Genomic DNA, 17,367 nt, shown 5'->3' on the forward strand with positions numbered 1-17,367 from the left:
GTTAGAGAGAAAACACTATCTGCTTTTCGTTAATAGTGACGTAGTTGACTACAGAGGCCAACTTAACGGTCTAAAATTATAACTGAATAAAGATGACGCCTTTTCGTAATCACTATCACCATAGTTTGCTAACTTATGATGCCTTCCAACTAGCTGAGCAGGTACTTCATATCTACGATTATTTGGTAATGCAAAAGGTTTAAAATGAGTTGGAAAGCTCTGTATTACATCGTATCTGACCTCCATCAAAAAAGAGCCAGAAGATGGATTTTGGATTGTTCTATAAGCGTCTCGCTCATTTGACTTAGCAAATACCCTTGGACTGTTGAAACTGATTGCATGTTGAGCTCGCACTCTGGCAATAATCGAACTATAAGCTAAATGCGATAAAGCACCGCCTAAGCTATGTCCTGTCAAAATAACGTTTCTGAAGGGGGTATCTCCGCCTGAAAAAAAGCGAGCTCCCCAGTAGCTAGCGAAACCTCTAACGGTGTTCCATCTCTTAACATTAAAATCTAGAGTATGAAAACCATTAGTAAATGTGCTGCCGCCTGTAGCCGTTGACGTTAATGCACTTATAAACTGACCAGATAGCTCATCTAAGTTTTTACTTCCCCGAAAAGCAACGATATCTGCAGGAACAGATTCTTTATTTCCAGCATAACACCTTGCTCTATATGCAACAGCATAGTGGTTATTTTGAATATCAAGGCGGTACGCTTTACATACAGCGCCATTTACAGACGTACTAAGATGGTAATGAGAATTGCTCGGTATTTTATAAGCCATGTATGAAGCTGTTTTCGCCATTTCGATTAGAGCTGCATGCCTATCCGTTAGGTTCGCATACGACTTGAATGGGATTACTGACATCAAAAATAAAGCAATAAAGGCTAGTCGTTTATGTTTTGCATAATTTCGCACTTTTCTTATCATTGGGTTGATTCCATATTAGTTAATACACACTTCTAGTTTTCATTTTGTTGGCACCGTTCAAAAACGGGTAATACTCTATCTGTAAATCCGTTTAACTTAATGATCATAGACTCATTTAATGCTGCTATGGCACTAAGTTTCTCATGAAGAGGCTCATTACTATTTTCAAAATCTGATTGGTTTTCAACGATTGTATCGAAGTTAGCACCTATTTGTGCTAGTCCTAAAATCCATTCTTCTTTTATATAAGTACAGTCGCTTGTGTTACTTTCAATGGCCAATACTAAGTTTTCAACTTCTGAAAATAACTCTTCGAAAAGAACCATTGAATGAGTGTATAACTTGCTGCCCCTACCCTTTTCAGGAGATATACTATCGATGCCAATCTCGCCAAGGTGGTAATTTTCTATCTTTTGAATAATTTCACTATATTTACTGTTCTCCTCAAAGTCATTGTCGTTTATCATTTCCAATTGTGCTATGTGTTTAGCAGAAGGTATTTCAGGCGAAATTATCTTGCTGCTTCGTGAATTAGCTGGTTGCTCAATTAAGGGGAGTGAATCATTCCTACCTATATTATAATTACTGTAGAATGCCCCTACGAATACCCCACTGATGGCGAATGCAAAAATTCTTAAAAAAACAACCTTATTCATTACTGCCCTCGCAGATCTTTTGGTGCCAAATTTTTTAAAATATCATTACGAGTTTCTGTACTTATTGACTGCATTGAATCTAAAAAAAATGTTGGATCATGAGCGTTTTCGTCCATAAACATTAACTTCCTTACTGTCAACTCAATGAGATTAGTTTTTTTTATGCTATTTGGAATTGAATCTAAAAAAACAAGAGTATCTTCACTCGCAACAAAATTAGCGAAGGACAGAATCGACTCTTCTCTTATTTTTCCGTGAGGTATTGTATTTATCCAGCTTTGCACCTCATTAGGATATTGAGCTGCAGCATTGCTAATATAGCCGGAGACAATTCCTGGGGCCAGCAGGCCATCTTTTTCAATTATCCGGTTCAACATATCTCGCCGCTCTTCTTCTGAGCCGGGTATTAGTATGGAGTTTCCTGCAAGCCTAGCACTATACATTAATTCATCTGAAGAGTAGTCACTAGCATTTGCCTGAACAAAATGTTCATAAGCCTTATAATCACTCATCGCAATCTGGTTAATAAGCTCTTCACCGATAACAGTACTTGTGCGAGAACTAGGATTGATAGTTTTTTTCCACTCTTCTGCTTCACTAAGTTTTTTAGCGCTGGCAAGACGATACAAATGCTCCAATGCCAATTGTTCTTGTACTACTCCCTCAGGCAATTGTAATACTTCTTCTCCGGCGAGCCTACTATCTTCTTCAAATAATATAGAGCTAAAAACCTGATAGTTATAGGCAAAATACTGGCTATTTAAGTCATTTTCTCTCAGCCACTTTAAAGGTAAAACAGTATCAAAGCTTGCCACCTTTGCGAGAAGAGATATTTTAGTTTCGTTATCATATAAATAATCCTGTGATGAGAGTGCATAAAAAATTTCAGAAATAATTTTTTCTGCTGGCTCATCAAGCTCTGGAGGCTGGCTTTTGTTTACAAAAATCATAGACATATCGGTATTTTCTTTTTGTTCAATCACTCTACCAATATGGTTTTCCGTTATTTTTTTCTTTCTGATCTCAGTTTCTTCGCTTGTATTGAAGAGAGAGTCTGAAAACGAACCTACAACGGCGAAGAAAATAAAGACAGCACCGTAAATAAAAATATTTTTTAAAGTCATTAATACTGTACGTATATTGCAGTTAACAAAAAAATCTTAAGAAAAGATATAGCATAGCAAATATGCGAAATCTAAAAAATTTTTCGCCTGTTTAACTCTACCCAAAATAGAACTGTTATGAAAAGCTGAGCTAGAGTAAGGAGTTGACTAAAATCACCCAGAAGGCCTATCACAAACAGGCATTTCTTTAACAACCCAATATTTTAATACGTTGCGCTTTCGAGCGCATTTGCAAGAACAAAAATAAGAAGTGGCGGATCAATTGTAAACAATATGCATCTGCCTAGCAATCTTTTGATGACTGTATTCTTGCAAAGTCAGTCACAACACTATTGGACCGGATAATTCATATTTAGTCTAAAATATAGTATTATTTAAAACATATAACTGATCATAATTGTTGTAATAAATATACACCGCAACATCTTTTTCATATAATTCAATAAAGATTGAGCCATTTTTTTTAAAGCTCAGCATAATTTAAACTACTTGTTAAATTTTACCAAGTTTACCAGAACACCTATCCTTTCTTTTAATGAACACCTTTTCTTATTACATTCATCTTCAACTTTAGTCTACAATGGATTTACCGTTTATATAGAGTCATGTCGGCTCTATATAAACAGCTAAACCATTAAGAATAACCACGATGTATCATGAGTTGTTATCAAGTGACTATTATTGACAGCCCCCTCCATTCTAGTAAGGACAGTTTTGACCGAGTATCTGATGAAGATGTTATTTTCCTATACGAGAGCTTTAGAGAAAAAGCGAAACTACCTAGGCATTATGGCCTCAAGAAGCGTGTCATCGACGCCATTACACGACGTATTCTAAACCCTGAATACAGAAAGTGGACGATACATGATGTAGCCCAAGATATAGGAACAACTAAGCGCACATTACAACGCAGGCTCAAAGGACAAAAGGCAAGTTTTAGTGCATTATATGATGAGGTACGACGATACTACGCGGTACACTACCTCCTAGAACAACATTTAACCGTTAACGATATTAGCTATGCTCTCGGTTTTTCTAATAGGACGGGCTTATTAAGTGCATTCAAACGATGGCTAGGGATATCGCCAACGGCCTTGAAGCGATTGAAAAAAGAAGCTGTAAGAAAAAAAAATAACATGTAAATATAGCTTTGCCGAAGTAAATCAAGAGATATCTAATCTCCTTATATACAGCCAGCAAATTGAGTTCTCTTCTAAAGAGCTGAAGATTGTTAAATCGGCTCTTTAAAAAGCATCTACACTGTAGAGCGTAATTTACTGCGATATAAATCTTATATTTCGTAAACAGCACAATCTTTTAGTATTTACACCACTGCTTTTCTTTGGCGACCCAACTAAAGCCAATAAATTTCAACTCACTATTGTCATGCACCACTACCAAGTGTCAGTCAAGGTACGTTGTGTTGAGCAAGTAAAACACCACAATATTAACTTAGGGTCTTATGGCTAAGATCTCTTCAGATAAACGTTTGATAGCAAATCGTGCTGTGGCTAGCATCATATCAGATTGAGCCGCGACCATCAGAACACAAGATAAATGTAAATAACGTGTGTTGATAAGCAGAATATGACCACCAGCGGTTTCTACCGTTGTCATTTGAAATTCTTGCTTAATAATTTTTTTAGCAGAAGCATTGCTCAAAGAACATAAAGAGCTAGCAATAGCTGCAACTTTATCTGATTCAATATCAAGCGTTTTGGCTGCAAAAGTCTTGATGCTAAAACCGTCCACAGTGCACAAACTAATTAATTGAATTTCACTGTGGCTAGCAGCTAATTTTTTTATACAATCAAGTAATTCAGGCTTTATTGTAATTTTGGTCTTCATGGTAAAGTAATTAACTAGAATATTTATTTATTGCATTAAAAGAGTGTAAGAGGCTCATGGCTGATGTTTTGTTTCTTGCATCAATATTTATAATAGGAGCAACTATATGGTGATGGTCTAGCATAGAGCGAATCTCGACTCCCAGGGCAACCAAGTCTCCTTTATCTGCATTTTCACAGTGAGTAATACCGACAACACATGCCGTTTTCATTTTATGAGGACAGAAAAATGACAATAGTTTATCTAGATTATTATAATTTGGTGATTCGCCGAATTTGATAAGAAACAAGATTCCCCATAGTGATGTATTAACAAACTCCCAAAGGAAAGAATAACGTTCTTGGCCAGGAACCCCATACAAACCTAAGGCGGTATCATCCCCCAAGGTAATGCGACCGTAATCAATACCAATTGTCGTAAATTGTTTGCCAATATCAATACTAGACTCAGCTTCTGTTTGAAGGGGGCTAATTTCACTGAGAGTATTAATAAGCTCCGTTTTACCTGCACCAATTTCTCCTACAATTGCCAGCTTTTTATAATTCATTCATCTTATCCAAGCCGCAAAAAATTTTTCATCTTTGAGTAAAAGCTATCTGAAGTATTTGAGTGTCTGTAGTTTTGCTTATTTACAATACTACTCACACGCAAAATATCCAATGTATCGAACTGCTCTAAAATGCCATCAAGCTTGTTTTTATCGCCGAATTCACCACTAAGTATAATATCATCATAGGCATAAGAACCGCTGGTCAAACGAGCACTCAACTCCATAACACAAGGAGATTGTTCAACATGATTGAAATCCGGCCAGGATATGAGCGTTATATGCTTACCATGGTATGGGCTTTTAGAGAATTTTTGATGGGGAAGAGACAAATCGTAAAAGGTATTAAGTAAGGAGAGTTGTTGGTTAGAGAATTTAGAAATAACACTCGAATACTTAGTAATAAACCTTTCAATCTCTTTATCTTTTTGTACAAGCGTCACTAAACGCATGCTTTTTTTCGCAAAAGACCTTTGCGAAATATCCATATCAATTAGCGTATGGATATCACTGTGACGTTTATCGGCCTGAATATTACGATAGAGCTGGTTAACTTCGTTGTTACCCCCTTCTATAATTTGAAGGTAAAAACTATTTTTAAATGCTAAAACCCCCGTAACATCAAAACGCGCATTAAACTTGCGAGCGCTCATATAAATATCTGAGAGCCCTTCAGGTACAGCGGCACCGTTGCTTGTACTAACAACGCGACTGATATACATGATACATTTCATAGCTTGTTCTGTATTGATAGGACTCATGATAGGAGTCTAGCTTGCAACTATATCGTCATAGTTTCCTCGATCGATTTAACCTTATGACGAGCCAGAGCAAGATTAGATTTAACTTTATCAAGAACAAGATAAATGAATATACCTTCATGCTTCGCAGCTGGACGAATGATATGAAATTGTTCATCAAGTGTAATAAGAATATCATCGATACTGCCTTCGATACCGAGTGACTTCATAGTTTTCATTTTGGCTTTAACAACTTCAGAGTTACCTGCTGCCGCTAATTCTAAGTCCACACCGCTGCCCAAAGCTCCTAATGACATACCCGATGTATAGTCGACAACACACGCCCCCATCGCACCATCGATTGAAAGAAGCTCATTTAGACTATCATTTATATTAAGCATATTAATCCGCCCTTAATTTTCCTTTAGGTGCCATCCTACTTTGTAAAGATATTATTTGTAAAGATGATTAAATAAATATTTTTTATTTAATCACTCATAATTAAATATTATTAGAAAGCTAAAACCACTATCAAAAGAAGAAACACCTTATGAAACATATCGCTACATACTGAATAATCATAATTTTCTGGAAATACAAGCAAATATGCGAGTAATCACTAGCAAGCTTAGGCACTCAAACGACGAACTTACTGAGGAATAGCGCATTGTAATATGCTCCAAACTAATCACCACCGGCTTTGAGAAAATAATAGCGTTCCTAACATTATGGCAAACAGTCTATTTATGAGAATAAAATATGAAAACTAAAGAGGAATGTATGTGATGGAGTTAATACCGATTAACCTACACTTTATAAAGTTTAGTATTGATGCTGAAGGTTTTCATAACCAAACAAATGATGAGTTATGAGAAAACTCTCAGCGCATATGCTCCTGATTGATATTACCCGTGCATTTGAATCAAGGCCTGTCAAAAAATTCCTCATCAGGTCACTACCCATTTTCTCATCATCATAATTAAGGGAAAAGTTAATAAAAAAACATGAATAATAAAATTCAGCAGATAAAGATTAATATTGCTTGCTAACTTTTATTCGAAGCCCAATAAAATCACTTTTTATTTAAATACAAATAAAAAGGAAATTGGGTTTATTGAGTAATAGAGAATATCTCTCGTATTATTCAATAAAAACTCCCGATAATATACTTAACCGAACGCGATTGATGTCGAGAATACCTCTTCATCAGGATATTAAATATTTAAATAATATCTTGATCAAGAGGGTCGTGGCGAAATGTTCGGTCTATTTTCGAAGCTTAATTAAACCCAACAGAGATTCTCCCACTGCCAGAAAAACCTTCCCCCAAATCTCGCGCAGTATATGTGCCTGGAGCAAGAGCAACACCATCGACAATAACATGACGAAATTGGTGACTACGCCCGTTCAAATCAAAGGTTCCTTGAGAACTCACACTAAGCTTCTCGCCATCAATAATATCAAAACCGAAACTCGCGGTGGTGCTTCTTCCCACCTGTAAAAATCCATTCCAGTCACCGCTGGCAAAATGAACCTCTATGCCAAAAGCATAAATGGGCCCACTACCTATTAAGGAACCTGTAAAGTTGAGCACACCACTACCGCTTATCGTCATGCCATCGTCCTCAACCCAAACTCCGCCCTTCCATAAATAAGTACGGGCACCACTACCAAACACTAAGCTTCCGCCATCAAAGATAGTTCGTTTAATATCAAACTCTGCATTATCCTTTGCTTTTAAAAGAAGAGTTCCGCCATCGATGATTTTTAAATAGTCTCCAGGGAAAATGGGCTTATCATTGGTTGGCGTCCTCAAAATACTCCCTCCTCTTGTGAGACGAGACACCGCGTAAACCTTGCCTGCTCTCGCTGCCTGGCCGTCTTCCCAAATATCGGGGTTATTCCATGAGGTTCCGAAGGGGCTATTGCCAACTAATTCCACCACATTGCCACCTTCACCCTGAAGGAACATCTCGTAACTGCTATTGGTCGTGTTATTGCGTATTCTCACCGTTGCCCGGTGCTTTTTATCAGAGCTTGGGGCGAAACGCACTGTAAATGTAGTGTTATCGCCACCTACCAATGTTGTTTGGCTGACGTTATCAACTACAGAAAAAGCACTATCACCATCTATTTCAATGAGAGGTGAGCCACTCAGCTGCAGCGGCGTTTGATTGACATTAGTAATGGTAAAGGTACGTTGTTCTGCGCTACCGAGAGTCACGTGACCGAAGTTAACATCACCCGTGACCTGCATATCTGGATGGCCGACCAGATCGGAGAAAGACGCCCAGCCATTATCATGATCTGCCGAGCGGTCACTGATAATCACAAAAGCATGCTGACCCGGCGCAAGCTCAGCTTGTCTCGGTACAGACGTGTGAAATTCAGGTCTACCAAATAGGCCATCGGATATCACAAATGAGTCACGACCACTCGGCAGTTGATTTCGGGTGATGTTCACAGTGCGATCATTTTCGTCGGCATTCAGCCATATTTGGAACGAACGCGTCCGCCCCTCAACCTGTAAACCGAGGAGTTGGCGATCACCCAGGACATCAATCTGGGTAAATTCATCCTCTACCCAGGTAGGACGCACTTCAACCACAAAACGATACTCGACATTACTAGGATAGGTTTTTTCAGAACCTGTATTCTCTGGCGCAACGGGCTCACTGTCACGGTCGCTAAAAGTGAGCTCTGTCGCAGGAAATTTGCTTACACGATAAGGCAGCAGCACACCGCTGATACTACTATAATTGTGATCGTGAATAATGATGTCCAACTGTCCGTAGCGATAATGACTACTGCTAACCTTCTCCAGTTTTTTTAGTACTTTAGCCCCCGTACTTCCGCCCGAAATTAGTCGAAGCACACCTTGCACCGCCCTACCTTTAGGGTTTTCGACCCTAGGTGTAGTAGAAACAAGCCCCAACATTCTATCTGGGAGACCTAGCCACAATTGTCGACTATTCCAGTCAGAGCGAGGACCAGCATAGGCCCCTCTTGATTGTTTAAGCCCATGAACAGCGGTACTGATACTGTAATCCCTCGATATAGTACTCGCTGTGACTTCTTTATCGGTAAGCCTCGCAAATCGGTGATTATCCCCTTCGTCCTCCGCTGTGATTAGCACCTTTGGCGTGACTTCAGCGAGAATGGAATTAAGTTGACCATCGCCGGGATCAACGGTCATTGCACCAACCAATGTTGTATAGCCCTCCTTCCAAGGCCTAAACGAGCCTGAATGAGTGAAATCTCCGTACCAAGATCGTGCACCACCAATATTACGATCTGGAATGGTATAATTTTCAGGTAGCGGTAGCGAAGGAATAGCTGGGTCGTACCAAACAGCGGCATCGATACCATTAGGCCTACCGGAGACTCCTCCTGTAAGCTCTCGGTTACGGTCGAGCTGACCACGTACATAAGGGTTTTGACTCAAGCTGGCCACCGACTCGGTACCAGCCTCAACTCCTTTCTGTATATTCCAGCGAAATGCTTTGTCAAAAGGTGAACTCCACCACTCTTCGGTACGACCTGTGGTAGGGCCTTTCCACTGACTTTTTTCAAGCGCCTCTCTAAGTGGTTGATAACCCGTTTGCTCATAAATTTGCATCCATTGAGAAGACACAACATTGTGGTAGTTGACGGAGGGGCGATCGTCACCGTGATAGGGCATTGCACCATCCGGGCGCTGCATGCGAATAACACGATCAATACGTGTTAATATTCGATCAACAATACTATGATCATTTAGATAAAGGCCGATGTTAAGATTACCGACCATAAAAGCGGTCTCTATATTATAATTCCAAGGAGCTCTCCAAGAATTCACTCCACCTCTAGGACGCACTAACTGCATCATGTTATCCCAAGTTCGTTTCTGACTCGGCAACAATAGACCAGGATATAACTCAGCAATCTCATAAAACGCAGAGAAAGCGTATTCATAAGCAAATTGATCTCTCCATTGATTATGTTCAGACACAGGCTCGTAATAATTAATCGTTATTAAGTCAGCAAAAGTGTGCATGCGCCTCAGAGCTCTTTTAATTAACTCAGGATTGTGGCGCATGGGGCTTTGCGAGTGGGCAAATAACCAGAAATATCGTCTTGATAGCGATGCTACTGTTCTCGAATAATGGCTTCTAGATGAGTCGATAACAGGATCATCTAAAGTGACCCTGCCAAACTCTACATCTTCATTAGCAAGCGCACGCTCAGCGCCATGAACCATATCATCTAAATAGGGATTATTATTCGGTGAGCGAAGCTTACCAAAACCGGATAGGTGAGAAGCTTCAGGGTTAGGATGGGTAAAATCGATTGCGGATTGATAAATAGCGTTAGCCACATCTAAATACATCTCGGTAGCAGCTTGCTCATGCCCTGCCTCCACAGCATAATTAGCCCGCTCCATTGCCAACTCTAACACGACTTTTTTCACCTGTTGCGCCGCTGTAGTTTCTTCTAGTCCATCAACTAATTCAGAAAGTCGCTGCGTATTGTTGGGGTCTACTGTATTATCCACTGCATCAGAAATTGAAATTGATATCAATTCAGGATCGATCAATGGAAGGGGCATCGGCTCCGGATCAGGTATCACTGCACCTTCAACATCTATAGTGTCGAAATTATTGTCACTATCAGAATTACTAGCGACTCTACTAGATATCTGCGGACTGAGCATGTCTGATGTTTCCTCATTACACCCTGTCAACAGTGAAAAAAATATAAAGATAATTAATATAAGAATTGGCTGGGAGCCCATAAACAGTCTCGACCCTTTTTAAAATATATCGGTTTTATTAATACTTTGATAAAGATAAGAAAACACTTTATGCATGTACTTCTGTATTCACACAAAAAGATACGCTAAAGTAAAAACATCCATACATCTCATCGTAATGCGGAAAGCAGGAAACTCGAAATACCTTATGACACTGCGCAAACTTTTGCTTGATGCAAGCTCACGATATTTTCTGCATGCAGTGAAATCCTACATTTAAAGTCATACTTTTCAAACCATACGTACAACTTTTCTTAGAACCTATGAAGTGTTTTGAGAGTTTTATCTCATTGTCATGCTAAAGTTCGACGAGTAATCCTAGAAGTTGCTGTTTTATGAGAACAATATATGTATTAAATACACTCAGTTGCTTACTAATAAAAACAATATCACTACGTGAAACAGTATTTCTATATAACTCGTTTATCTGAATATTATCGAAGTAAATACTATTCTTTATAGCTATCAATAATTTCATCACATCATTTAAACTTAATTTAAATCAATCTTACCGACATATAAAATAAAGTAACGACTGATATGAGTATGAAAGACCGGAAGGGTTTTAACGAACTTTAAGAACCATACTACGCTTCTAATAAGGAAGAAAATAGAATGCAATTAAGCACAAATATTAAACCAAGATATATATCGAAGTAGCTTTTAATACAACCAAAGAAAAAGCAAAGTAAAATACTAAAAAAAGAGAAGCTATATAAATACAGTAAAATATATGGCACAAAGAAGAGTAAGCACTTAACAACATCAAAATTAAATGAGCTACATAAACACCGCAGCATTATAAAATTCAGAATACTAGAAACAAATACTGCAGTCATTATTTTAGATTTTTTTAAAAAGGTTGGTATAAAGCTATATTTATCTCTAAAAACGGAATGAATAATATATTACTTAGGGCTTTCCAACTTAATAATATAAGTTTGCAAGGGTTAACTTACTATTAAATACAAACCTTTGAACGACTTCTTCATCTTGACTCTATTTTACACAACAACCCAGCATCCATGGAGTGATATATAATATGTTTACTAATTCTAGGTCGATATAATTTTTTCCCAATAGCAACCCAAACTCAGCTAACTTAAATTATATCATTTAACATTTTCTCTTCTTTGTCTATCTTCTCGAACTAAACATCGATTATAAATCTAAATAAACCAGACAACTCTACCACATCATTTTGCATTACAAGCAAGTGCTATTTTTCTTGATTTTAGTATATTTATTTTCTGCGAGCGCAAAAAACTATAAAATTATTTCTCTTTAATATTTAATCCCAAAAGTTTCCGACTGAGGCTTTATTAATTTCTGCGCCATCATAAACAGCCCCCAATTTTTTGGGGGCTTCAACATGCAATAAATTTGAAAGCGCTTCGAAAGAATTTGATTTTTTGGTCTATACAAAACAGCTATAGACAAGTAAAAAAATATACGTCACCATAATTTAAGACGACAAATATTAAAAATTTTCGATACGTTTTTTCTTTAAAAAATTAACTTGGATGGATAATGATAATGAGATTAAAATATTTCTTTTGCTTAACACTTTTTATCACATCGAATTTTACTTTCGCTAATGATTCATGTGGGCGTTATGGATGTCCAACAGGTGCACCAAATAGCAATCAAGAAATAGAGCGGAATATATATACTTTGAGTAACAACAGAACGACAAAATTCGCAGATTGGGTAGCATATCGAGTAACTCCTGTCACAATTGACGGTCCTAGTCGTTCAAGAAACTTTAGGTCTGATCCTGCGATAGCCTCTCGTTTCACTTTAGAAACCAGTGACTATCGAGATGCTCATGCTCTTTTGGGTACAGATAGAGGACATCAAGTACCGCTCGCTTCATTTAGTAATACACCTTATTGGAACGATACTAACTTCTTATCGAATATTACACCTCAAAGTTCTGAGTTAAATCAAGGCCCGTGGGTTCGATTAGAAACCGCAGTAAGAAATCACGCTCGAGCAGGAAATGAAGTCTACGTAATTACTGGACCACTTTATGAATTTTTCTTTGCATCATTACCAAACGCAGATGAACGCCACACTGTTCCTTCTGGTTTTTTTAAAGTAGTAGCAACAATAAGTACTTCTGGTTTTGTGCGAGCTTCAGCATTTATTATGGAGCAAGACAGTGATCGTAGAGACAATTTTTGCACAAAAGAAACAACAATCGATGAAATAGAACGACGTACAGGTTTAAATATATTCCCCAATTTTTCGTTCGGAAAAGAAAGAGCAGTAGAGTCAAGGCTTGGTGGTATTGGCTCGGCTTTAGGATGCTAACACTATTTTAGAAATTCGTAACTACAAGATTTCAACAAAATAAAAAGATAAAGCTCATGAAAAATTGATGTATGAGCTTTAGCAAGAAATCGCTCATTTACAAACCGGGCTAGCTTTGTTGTAAAAACTCAGAAGCCACACAAACGACGAAAAAACAATCATTAGCCCAACTCATCACTTGTTTGGTGGCTCCTTACCTCGTTTTAGCTCACCTATCTTTGTTCAATAGTTATTATTAGCCAAAGAATACCAATAATGGAAACGGAAACCAATGACATTACTCGAGCAACATTACAAATGTTTGCCTTCATGAAAGTAACATTAAACTGAAACAATAGCTCAATTAGTGTTTTTTGTTTACTTAATAATTCGGATATCAATTAACATAACTAGGTTCGTGAAATCAGTCTATACTTATCAATCTTTAATTTTTTACGTGACAACAACTATTTATTTACAAACATATTATCAAATATTTAAAGAGTAGCATTAGTATTCATATTCCATTCCCTATATGCTTTTTCCACATCAATAGAACCATCATATTCCTTTGTAATACGATATGTTTTTATGGTTTTGCCTACCGCAGTATCCGAAACCCCACGGTGGCGGGCATTGGCGCAAATAGAAATCTCCATAAAGGTGCTCCAGTAATCAATAGGGCCATTGCTCAGATAACAGAAAAAATCAAGCAGTATTTAATAGAAAATGTAGTGGGCTACCATATTCATACCGTGAGATAACCACAGTTCGGATACTGTGCTGCAAGCTCTCTGATACGATCAAGAAGCATCGCATATCAATACATATATTACAGTAACAATTTTTATAAGCAGTTAATTGATAAAGCTAATCATAACCTTCCACATTTTGGCACAATTTGCTAACTACATAATCTGTAGTGATTTACTACACTTAATGCAGTTGAGTTTATAGTGTTTCCTGAGATACTTGTTACAAATGACAGATATTTATTTTATTGATCCTAAACTTACAAGAGCGTTATTCCTTGTGAACTTTGAGGTTTTGCTATGAAGAGTAAGAAACGTGTCCTCGTTATAGGCGGTGGAGTTGGCGGTACGATGACGGCTAATAATTTAGTTAATAAGCTTTATCCTGAAATATGCCGGAACGAACTTGAAGTGATGATGCTATCTAATTCAGAAACCCATGAGTATAAGCCTGCCAATATGTATGTGGCGTTTAATAGTTTTTATCCTCACGAACTAAGACGCAAGCAGCGCAGTTTACTTAGGCCGGAAATAAATTTCCAGGTTGAGGAAGTGATAGAATTTAACTTTCAAGGTTGTTATGTGGCATGTAAGAGTGGGAAAAAATACAATTATGACTATTTATTAATTTCTACCGGTTGTATCCCCTCCCCTGAAAGAATCGAAGGTTTAAAACAAGCAGGAGACCACTTTTATCAAACTGAACCTGCACAAAAACTTGGGGTGAAATTGCGTAATATTAAAGAAGGTCGAATTTTAATTACGGTTAACTTTCCAGAAACGCCGAATGTTCCTCATCAATGCGGCATTGCTCCTGTTGAAACGACACTCATGTTACATGAATATTTAACTCAAAGGGGTGTTAGAGATAAGGTAGAAATTATGTATACCTACCCTACTGTAGCACAAACGATAAAAAACTGTTTGTTTTTACAAAAACCGACCTGCAGTGTGTTGCCTAATCTATTTGAGAGTATGAATATTAATTATTCGCGAAATTTTACGCTGGATAAGGTAGACCCTGAAGGGAAAATCGCCTACTCAAAAGAGGGTCAGTCAGAATCTTTCGATATTCTTATGGCAACACCACCTATTCGTGCTGTAGACGCTGTGTTAAATAGTGGTGCCTCTAAAGCCGCTAACAATGAAGGCTGGCTTCCTACAGATAGAGCAACCTTGAAGCTTCAAGGTGTGCCTAATATAAATAATGTTTATGTTATGGGTGATACAGTGGATTTACCCATAAGTAAAGCTGGGGGCAGTTGCCACAATCAATCTCCTGTAATTGCAGAAAATATTGCATCTGAGATCAGACGTGGTTACACATCAATGGCTTACGATGGCAGAGTACAAGCAGTAGCACAAATGGGTCTAAATGCTGGTATGCCCTTATGGTATGACTATGAACAGGATGTTACTCCGGTGCCCGCGACAAAATTAGGCAGTCTTTTTAGAAAATCTTTTAACCGAGGCATTTACTGGGCAGTAGCTCGAGGTATGGTATAAATCACTTTTTAAAGAGGACGAACGATGAAAACAACAATGCAAGCAACAGAAGAGCAGTTTTCGCTCTCTAATAAACTGTATCAAGATCCTATGACAGCTGAAAGCTTGTCTGAATTAAGTGAGAAAATAATTCCACTTATTCAAGCAGGCCGATTTAATAATATCATTGACTTAATCTCCCTCATCTCAGATCAAATTGAATTTATTGACACAGAAGTGGCAGAAAAAATGTCACACTCTATGGAAGAGGCTGTAAGTGCTATATGGATAGCACAAAATAGTCTACGTATGGCAAAAGTAAAAGTCGAAAATAAAAAAACAGTGCCGGGCTTTATTCAACTATTTAAGTCTTTTAAAGATGAAGATGTAAGGCGCAGTATAGATTTTTTGGTAACAACGATGAAGATTATGGGTCAGCAACTTAAATAGCAGTCACAACGTAGTAATAAAATTTTTTAGATGCTTTTAACAAAGACCACTTAACTGTTGATGCTTTTCTCATGAATGAAAACAGCTTACGAAAACACTTCCCCGTATTTCAGTCAAGTGCATACAAAGATAAACTTATCTACCTGGATAGCGCTAGTACTAGCCAAAAGCCCAAAGGTGTTATCGATGCCATCAATGAACACCTTGTCACAGGTAATGCCAATGTGCACAGAGCAAGTTACCAGCTAGCCCGATATGCCACAGAAGCATTTGAACAAAGTCGAGAAAGCGTTCGGCGATTTATCAATGCACGAAATAAAAATGAGATTATCTGGACCGCCGGAGCTACATCAGCTTTCAATCTGTTGGCTCATATTTTAAACCCTATCGGGTTTAAAAAAGGTCAACATATTTTACTCTCACCATTAGAACACCATTCCAATCTAGTACCTTGGCAACAACTATCGTCAATATACCCGTTAGAATTTTTACCCATAGACAGTAATGGTAATATTAAATTAGACGAAGCTCTAAGTAGAATTGGAGAACAAACAGCTATTCTATCTATTTCTCACGCATCTAACGCCCTTGGCAATATTAATCCTATTGAAGCTTTAATCACTAAGGCGAAAGAGCATGGCGTTACCGCTATTATAGACGGTTGTCAGGCAACGTCGCATCTTAATATCGATGTTCAAGCATTAGATTGTGATTTTTATGTATTTAGCGGCCATAAACTCTACGGCCCAACAGGTATCGGTGTACTTTATGGAAAAAGCGAATATTTAAATCAACTGCCTGTCTACCATACGGGTGGAGAAATGGTAAAGAAAGTCAATCTACACAGTGCAACATTTCAACCATTGCCATATAAGTATGAAGCCGGCACACCCAATATAATGTCGGTTATAGGATTAAATAGCGCAATTGAATTTGTCGAGCGTCATAGAACACTAATCAACGAGATAGAAAATCGTCTCTACAAGAGATTAATCTCAGAATTACTTAAGTTACCGGAAGTTACTATTATAGGTGAGCAGAAAAACAGTGTACCTATTGTATCATTTACTATAAAAAATTTTGACAACAAAGATGTTGCCAGTTTTTTTGATAGAAAAGGTATTGCTGTAAGAGTGGGGCATCACTGCGCAATGCCATTGATGGCATGTTTAAACCTAGATGGTAGTATTCGTGCAAGCCTTGCTTGCTATAACACTGAACGTGATATTATATTGTTTGTTCATGCTATTAAAGAGCTCGTAGCTTCTCAGCAAAGTAAAGACGCATCAAGAAATAATGACTTAAATATAAGTAAAATACCCACTCTGGCTTTTGCAATCAAAAATTTGTCCAATTGGGATCAAAGATATCGTTATATTAAGTGGGCAGGAAAACATTTAAAACCTTTATCTTGCCAATATAAAACTGCTGATTATGAAGTGATTGGGTGTGAAAGCCAAGTCTGGCTTAATACCAAAATTGAAGATAATCGATTAACTATTTTTGCAGATTCACCAAGCCAAATGGTAAGAGGTTTACTAGCAATATTATGTGAGGCTATCGAAAGTATACCCTTAGATGAAATAACAAGATTTAACGCTGTTCGCTATTTTAATAGCATCGGTTTAAAACGTTATGTCAGTGACTCAAGAATAGATGGTATGGTTGCAGTCACGAATAAAATTAAAACTAGCGTAAGCAAACAGATAGCTATTCACCACCAATAACGTAAATTTTTTAAA

At 37.7% G+C, this 17,367-nt stretch carries 14 protein-coding genes; 5 read left to right on the top strand and 9 right to left on the bottom strand.

The features are described from left to right. Positions 1-48: 48 nt before the first annotated feature. From BVC89_RS19080 to BVC89_RS19090, 3 genes are read right to left on the bottom strand one after another with little or no spacing between them, the layout of a single operon-like run. Positions 49-936: a lipase family protein gene (locus BVC89_RS19080; protein ID WP_086932724.1), complete on the bottom strand. Its 888-nt coding sequence runs from the start codon at positions 934-936 to the stop codon at positions 49-51. A gap of 32 nt (positions 937-968) precedes the next feature. Further along, positions 969-1,592: a hypothetical protein gene (locus BVC89_RS19085; RefSeq protein WP_086932725.1), complete on the bottom strand. Its 624-nt coding sequence runs from the start codon at positions 1,590-1,592 to the stop codon at positions 969-971. Then, complete coding sequence (locus BVC89_RS19090; RefSeq protein ID WP_086932726.1) at positions 1,592-2,716, bottom strand: hypothetical protein; 1,125 nt, start codon at positions 2,714-2,716, stop codon at positions 1,592-1,594. The genes BVC89_RS19085 and BVC89_RS19090 overlap by 1 nt, the downstream gene beginning before the upstream one ends. Positions 2,717-3,372: 656 nt before the next feature. On the opposite strand from BVC89_RS19090, the gene BVC89_RS19095 reads away from it, so the two are divergent. Then, entirely contained in the window at positions 3,373-3,858 is a 486-nt protein-coding gene (locus BVC89_RS19095; RefSeq protein ID WP_086932727.1) for a helix-turn-helix transcriptional regulator, read from the top strand. A gap of 310 nt (positions 3,859-4,168) precedes the next feature. Here the strand turns inward: BVC89_RS19095 and BVC89_RS19100 are convergent, their stop codons facing one another. From BVC89_RS19100 to BVC89_RS19120, 5 genes are all read right to left on the bottom strand, one after another. Next, positions 4,169-4,564 carry a roadblock/LC7 domain-containing protein gene (locus BVC89_RS19100; protein ID WP_086932728.1) on the bottom strand — a complete coding sequence of 132 codons (396 nt, stop codon included), beginning with the start codon at positions 4,562-4,564 and terminating at the stop codon, positions 4,169-4,171. 10 nt (positions 4,565-4,574) lie between these two features. Continuing rightward, entirely contained in the window at positions 4,575-5,111 is a 537-nt protein-coding gene (locus BVC89_RS19105) for a GTP-binding protein (protein ID WP_086932729.1), read from the bottom strand. A 5-nt stretch (positions 5,112-5,116) separates the two neighbouring features. Further along, entirely contained in the window at positions 5,117-5,872 is a 756-nt protein-coding gene (locus BVC89_RS19110) for a BLUF domain-containing protein (protein ID WP_086932730.1), read from the bottom strand. Positions 5,873-5,892: 20 nt separating this feature from the next. Then, complete coding sequence (locus BVC89_RS19115; RefSeq protein WP_086932731.1) at positions 5,893-6,252, bottom strand: hypothetical protein; 360 nt, start codon at positions 6,250-6,252, stop codon at positions 5,893-5,895. Positions 6,253-7,130: 878 nt separating this feature from the next. Further along, on the bottom strand, positions 7,131-10,544 hold the full coding sequence (locus tag BVC89_RS19120) for a choice-of-anchor D domain-containing protein (RefSeq protein ID WP_158658033.1): 3,414 nt from the start codon (positions 10,542-10,544) through the stop codon (positions 7,131-7,133). Positions 10,545-12,179: 1,635 nt separating this feature from the next. Between BVC89_RS19120 and BVC89_RS19130 the strand changes: the two genes are divergently transcribed. Further along, entirely contained in the window at positions 12,180-12,959 is a 780-nt protein-coding gene (locus tag BVC89_RS19130) for a DNA/RNA non-specific endonuclease (protein ID WP_086932734.1), read from the top strand. A gap of 476 nt (positions 12,960-13,435) precedes the next feature. Here BVC89_RS19130 and BVC89_RS29905 read toward each other — a convergent pair whose 3' ends face one another. Continuing rightward, on the bottom strand, positions 13,436-13,597 hold the full coding sequence (locus tag BVC89_RS29905) for a hypothetical protein (RefSeq protein WP_158658034.1): 162 nt from the start codon (positions 13,595-13,597) through the stop codon (positions 13,436-13,438). Between the two features lie 393 nt (positions 13,598-13,990). Here BVC89_RS29905 and BVC89_RS19135 point away from each other — a divergent pair, with 393 nt between their 5' ends. The 3 genes from BVC89_RS19135 to BVC89_RS19145 all read left to right on the top strand — a co-directional run bounded on the left by BVC89_RS19135 (position 13,991) and on the right by BVC89_RS19145 (position 17,352). Next, positions 13,991-15,196: an NAD(P)/FAD-dependent oxidoreductase gene (locus BVC89_RS19135; RefSeq protein ID WP_086932735.1), complete on the top strand. Its 1,206-nt coding sequence runs from the start codon at positions 13,991-13,993 to the stop codon at positions 15,194-15,196. A 24-nt stretch (positions 15,197-15,220) separates the two neighbouring features. Next, entirely contained in the window at positions 15,221-15,625 is a 405-nt protein-coding gene (locus BVC89_RS19140) for a helical membrane plugin domain-containing protein (RefSeq protein WP_086932736.1), read from the top strand. 71 nt (positions 15,626-15,696) lie between these two features. Then, complete coding sequence (locus BVC89_RS19145) at positions 15,697-17,352, top strand: aminotransferase class V-fold PLP-dependent enzyme (RefSeq protein ID WP_086932737.1); 1,656 nt, start codon at positions 15,697-15,699, stop codon at positions 17,350-17,352. Positions 17,353-17,367 lie beyond the last annotated feature (15 nt).

The sequence above is a fragment of the Agarilytica rhodophyticola genome (assembly GCF_002157225.2).
Lineage (GTDB): Bacteria > Pseudomonadota > Gammaproteobacteria > Pseudomonadales > Cellvibrionaceae > Agarilytica > Agarilytica rhodophyticola.

Bases quoted from the DNA above. Each gene is read 5' to 3' on its own strand.
- BVC89_RS19080 (WP_086932724.1), bottom strand. From the start codon at position 936: ATGATAAGAAAAGTGCGAAATTATGCAAAACATAAACGACTAGCCTTT.
- BVC89_RS19085 (WP_086932725.1), bottom strand. From the start codon at position 1,592: ATGAATAAGGTTGTTTTTTTAAGAATTTTTGCATTCGCCATCAGTGGG.
- BVC89_RS19090 (WP_086932726.1), bottom strand. From the start codon at position 2,716: ATGACTTTAAAAAATATTTTTATTTACGGTGCTGTCTTTATTTTCTTC.
- BVC89_RS19095 (WP_086932727.1), top strand. From the start codon at position 3,373: ATGAGTTGTTATCAAGTGACTATTATTGACAGCCCCCTCCATTCTAGT.
- BVC89_RS19100 (WP_086932728.1), bottom strand. From the start codon at position 4,564: ATGAAGACCAAAATTACAATAAAGCCTGAATTACTTGATTGTATAAAA.
- BVC89_RS19105 (WP_086932729.1), bottom strand. From the start codon at position 5,111: ATGAATTATAAAAAGCTGGCAATTGTAGGAGAAATTGGTGCAGGTAAA.
- BVC89_RS19110 (WP_086932730.1), bottom strand. From the start codon at position 5,872: ATGAGTCCTATCAATACAGAACAAGCTATGAAATGTATCATGTATATC.
- BVC89_RS19115 (WP_086932731.1), bottom strand. From the start codon at position 6,252: ATGCTTAATATAAATGATAGTCTAAATGAGCTTCTTTCAATCGATGGT.
- BVC89_RS19120 (WP_158658033.1), bottom strand. From the start codon at position 10,544: ATGCTCAGTCCGCAGATATCTAGTAGAGTCGCTAGTAATTCTGATAGT.
- BVC89_RS19130 (WP_086932734.1), top strand. From the start codon at position 12,180: ATGAGATTAAAATATTTCTTTTGCTTAACACTTTTTATCACATCGAAT.
- BVC89_RS29905 (WP_158658034.1), bottom strand. From the start codon at position 13,597: ATGGAGATTTCTATTTGCGCCAATGCCCGCCACCGTGGGGTTTCGGAT.
- BVC89_RS19135 (WP_086932735.1), top strand. From the start codon at position 13,991: ATGAAGAGTAAGAAACGTGTCCTCGTTATAGGCGGTGGAGTTGGCGGT.
- BVC89_RS19140 (WP_086932736.1), top strand. From the start codon at position 15,221: ATGAAAACAACAATGCAAGCAACAGAAGAGCAGTTTTCGCTCTCTAAT.
- BVC89_RS19145 (WP_086932737.1), top strand. From the start codon at position 15,697: ATGAATGAAAACAGCTTACGAAAACACTTCCCCGTATTTCAGTCAAGT.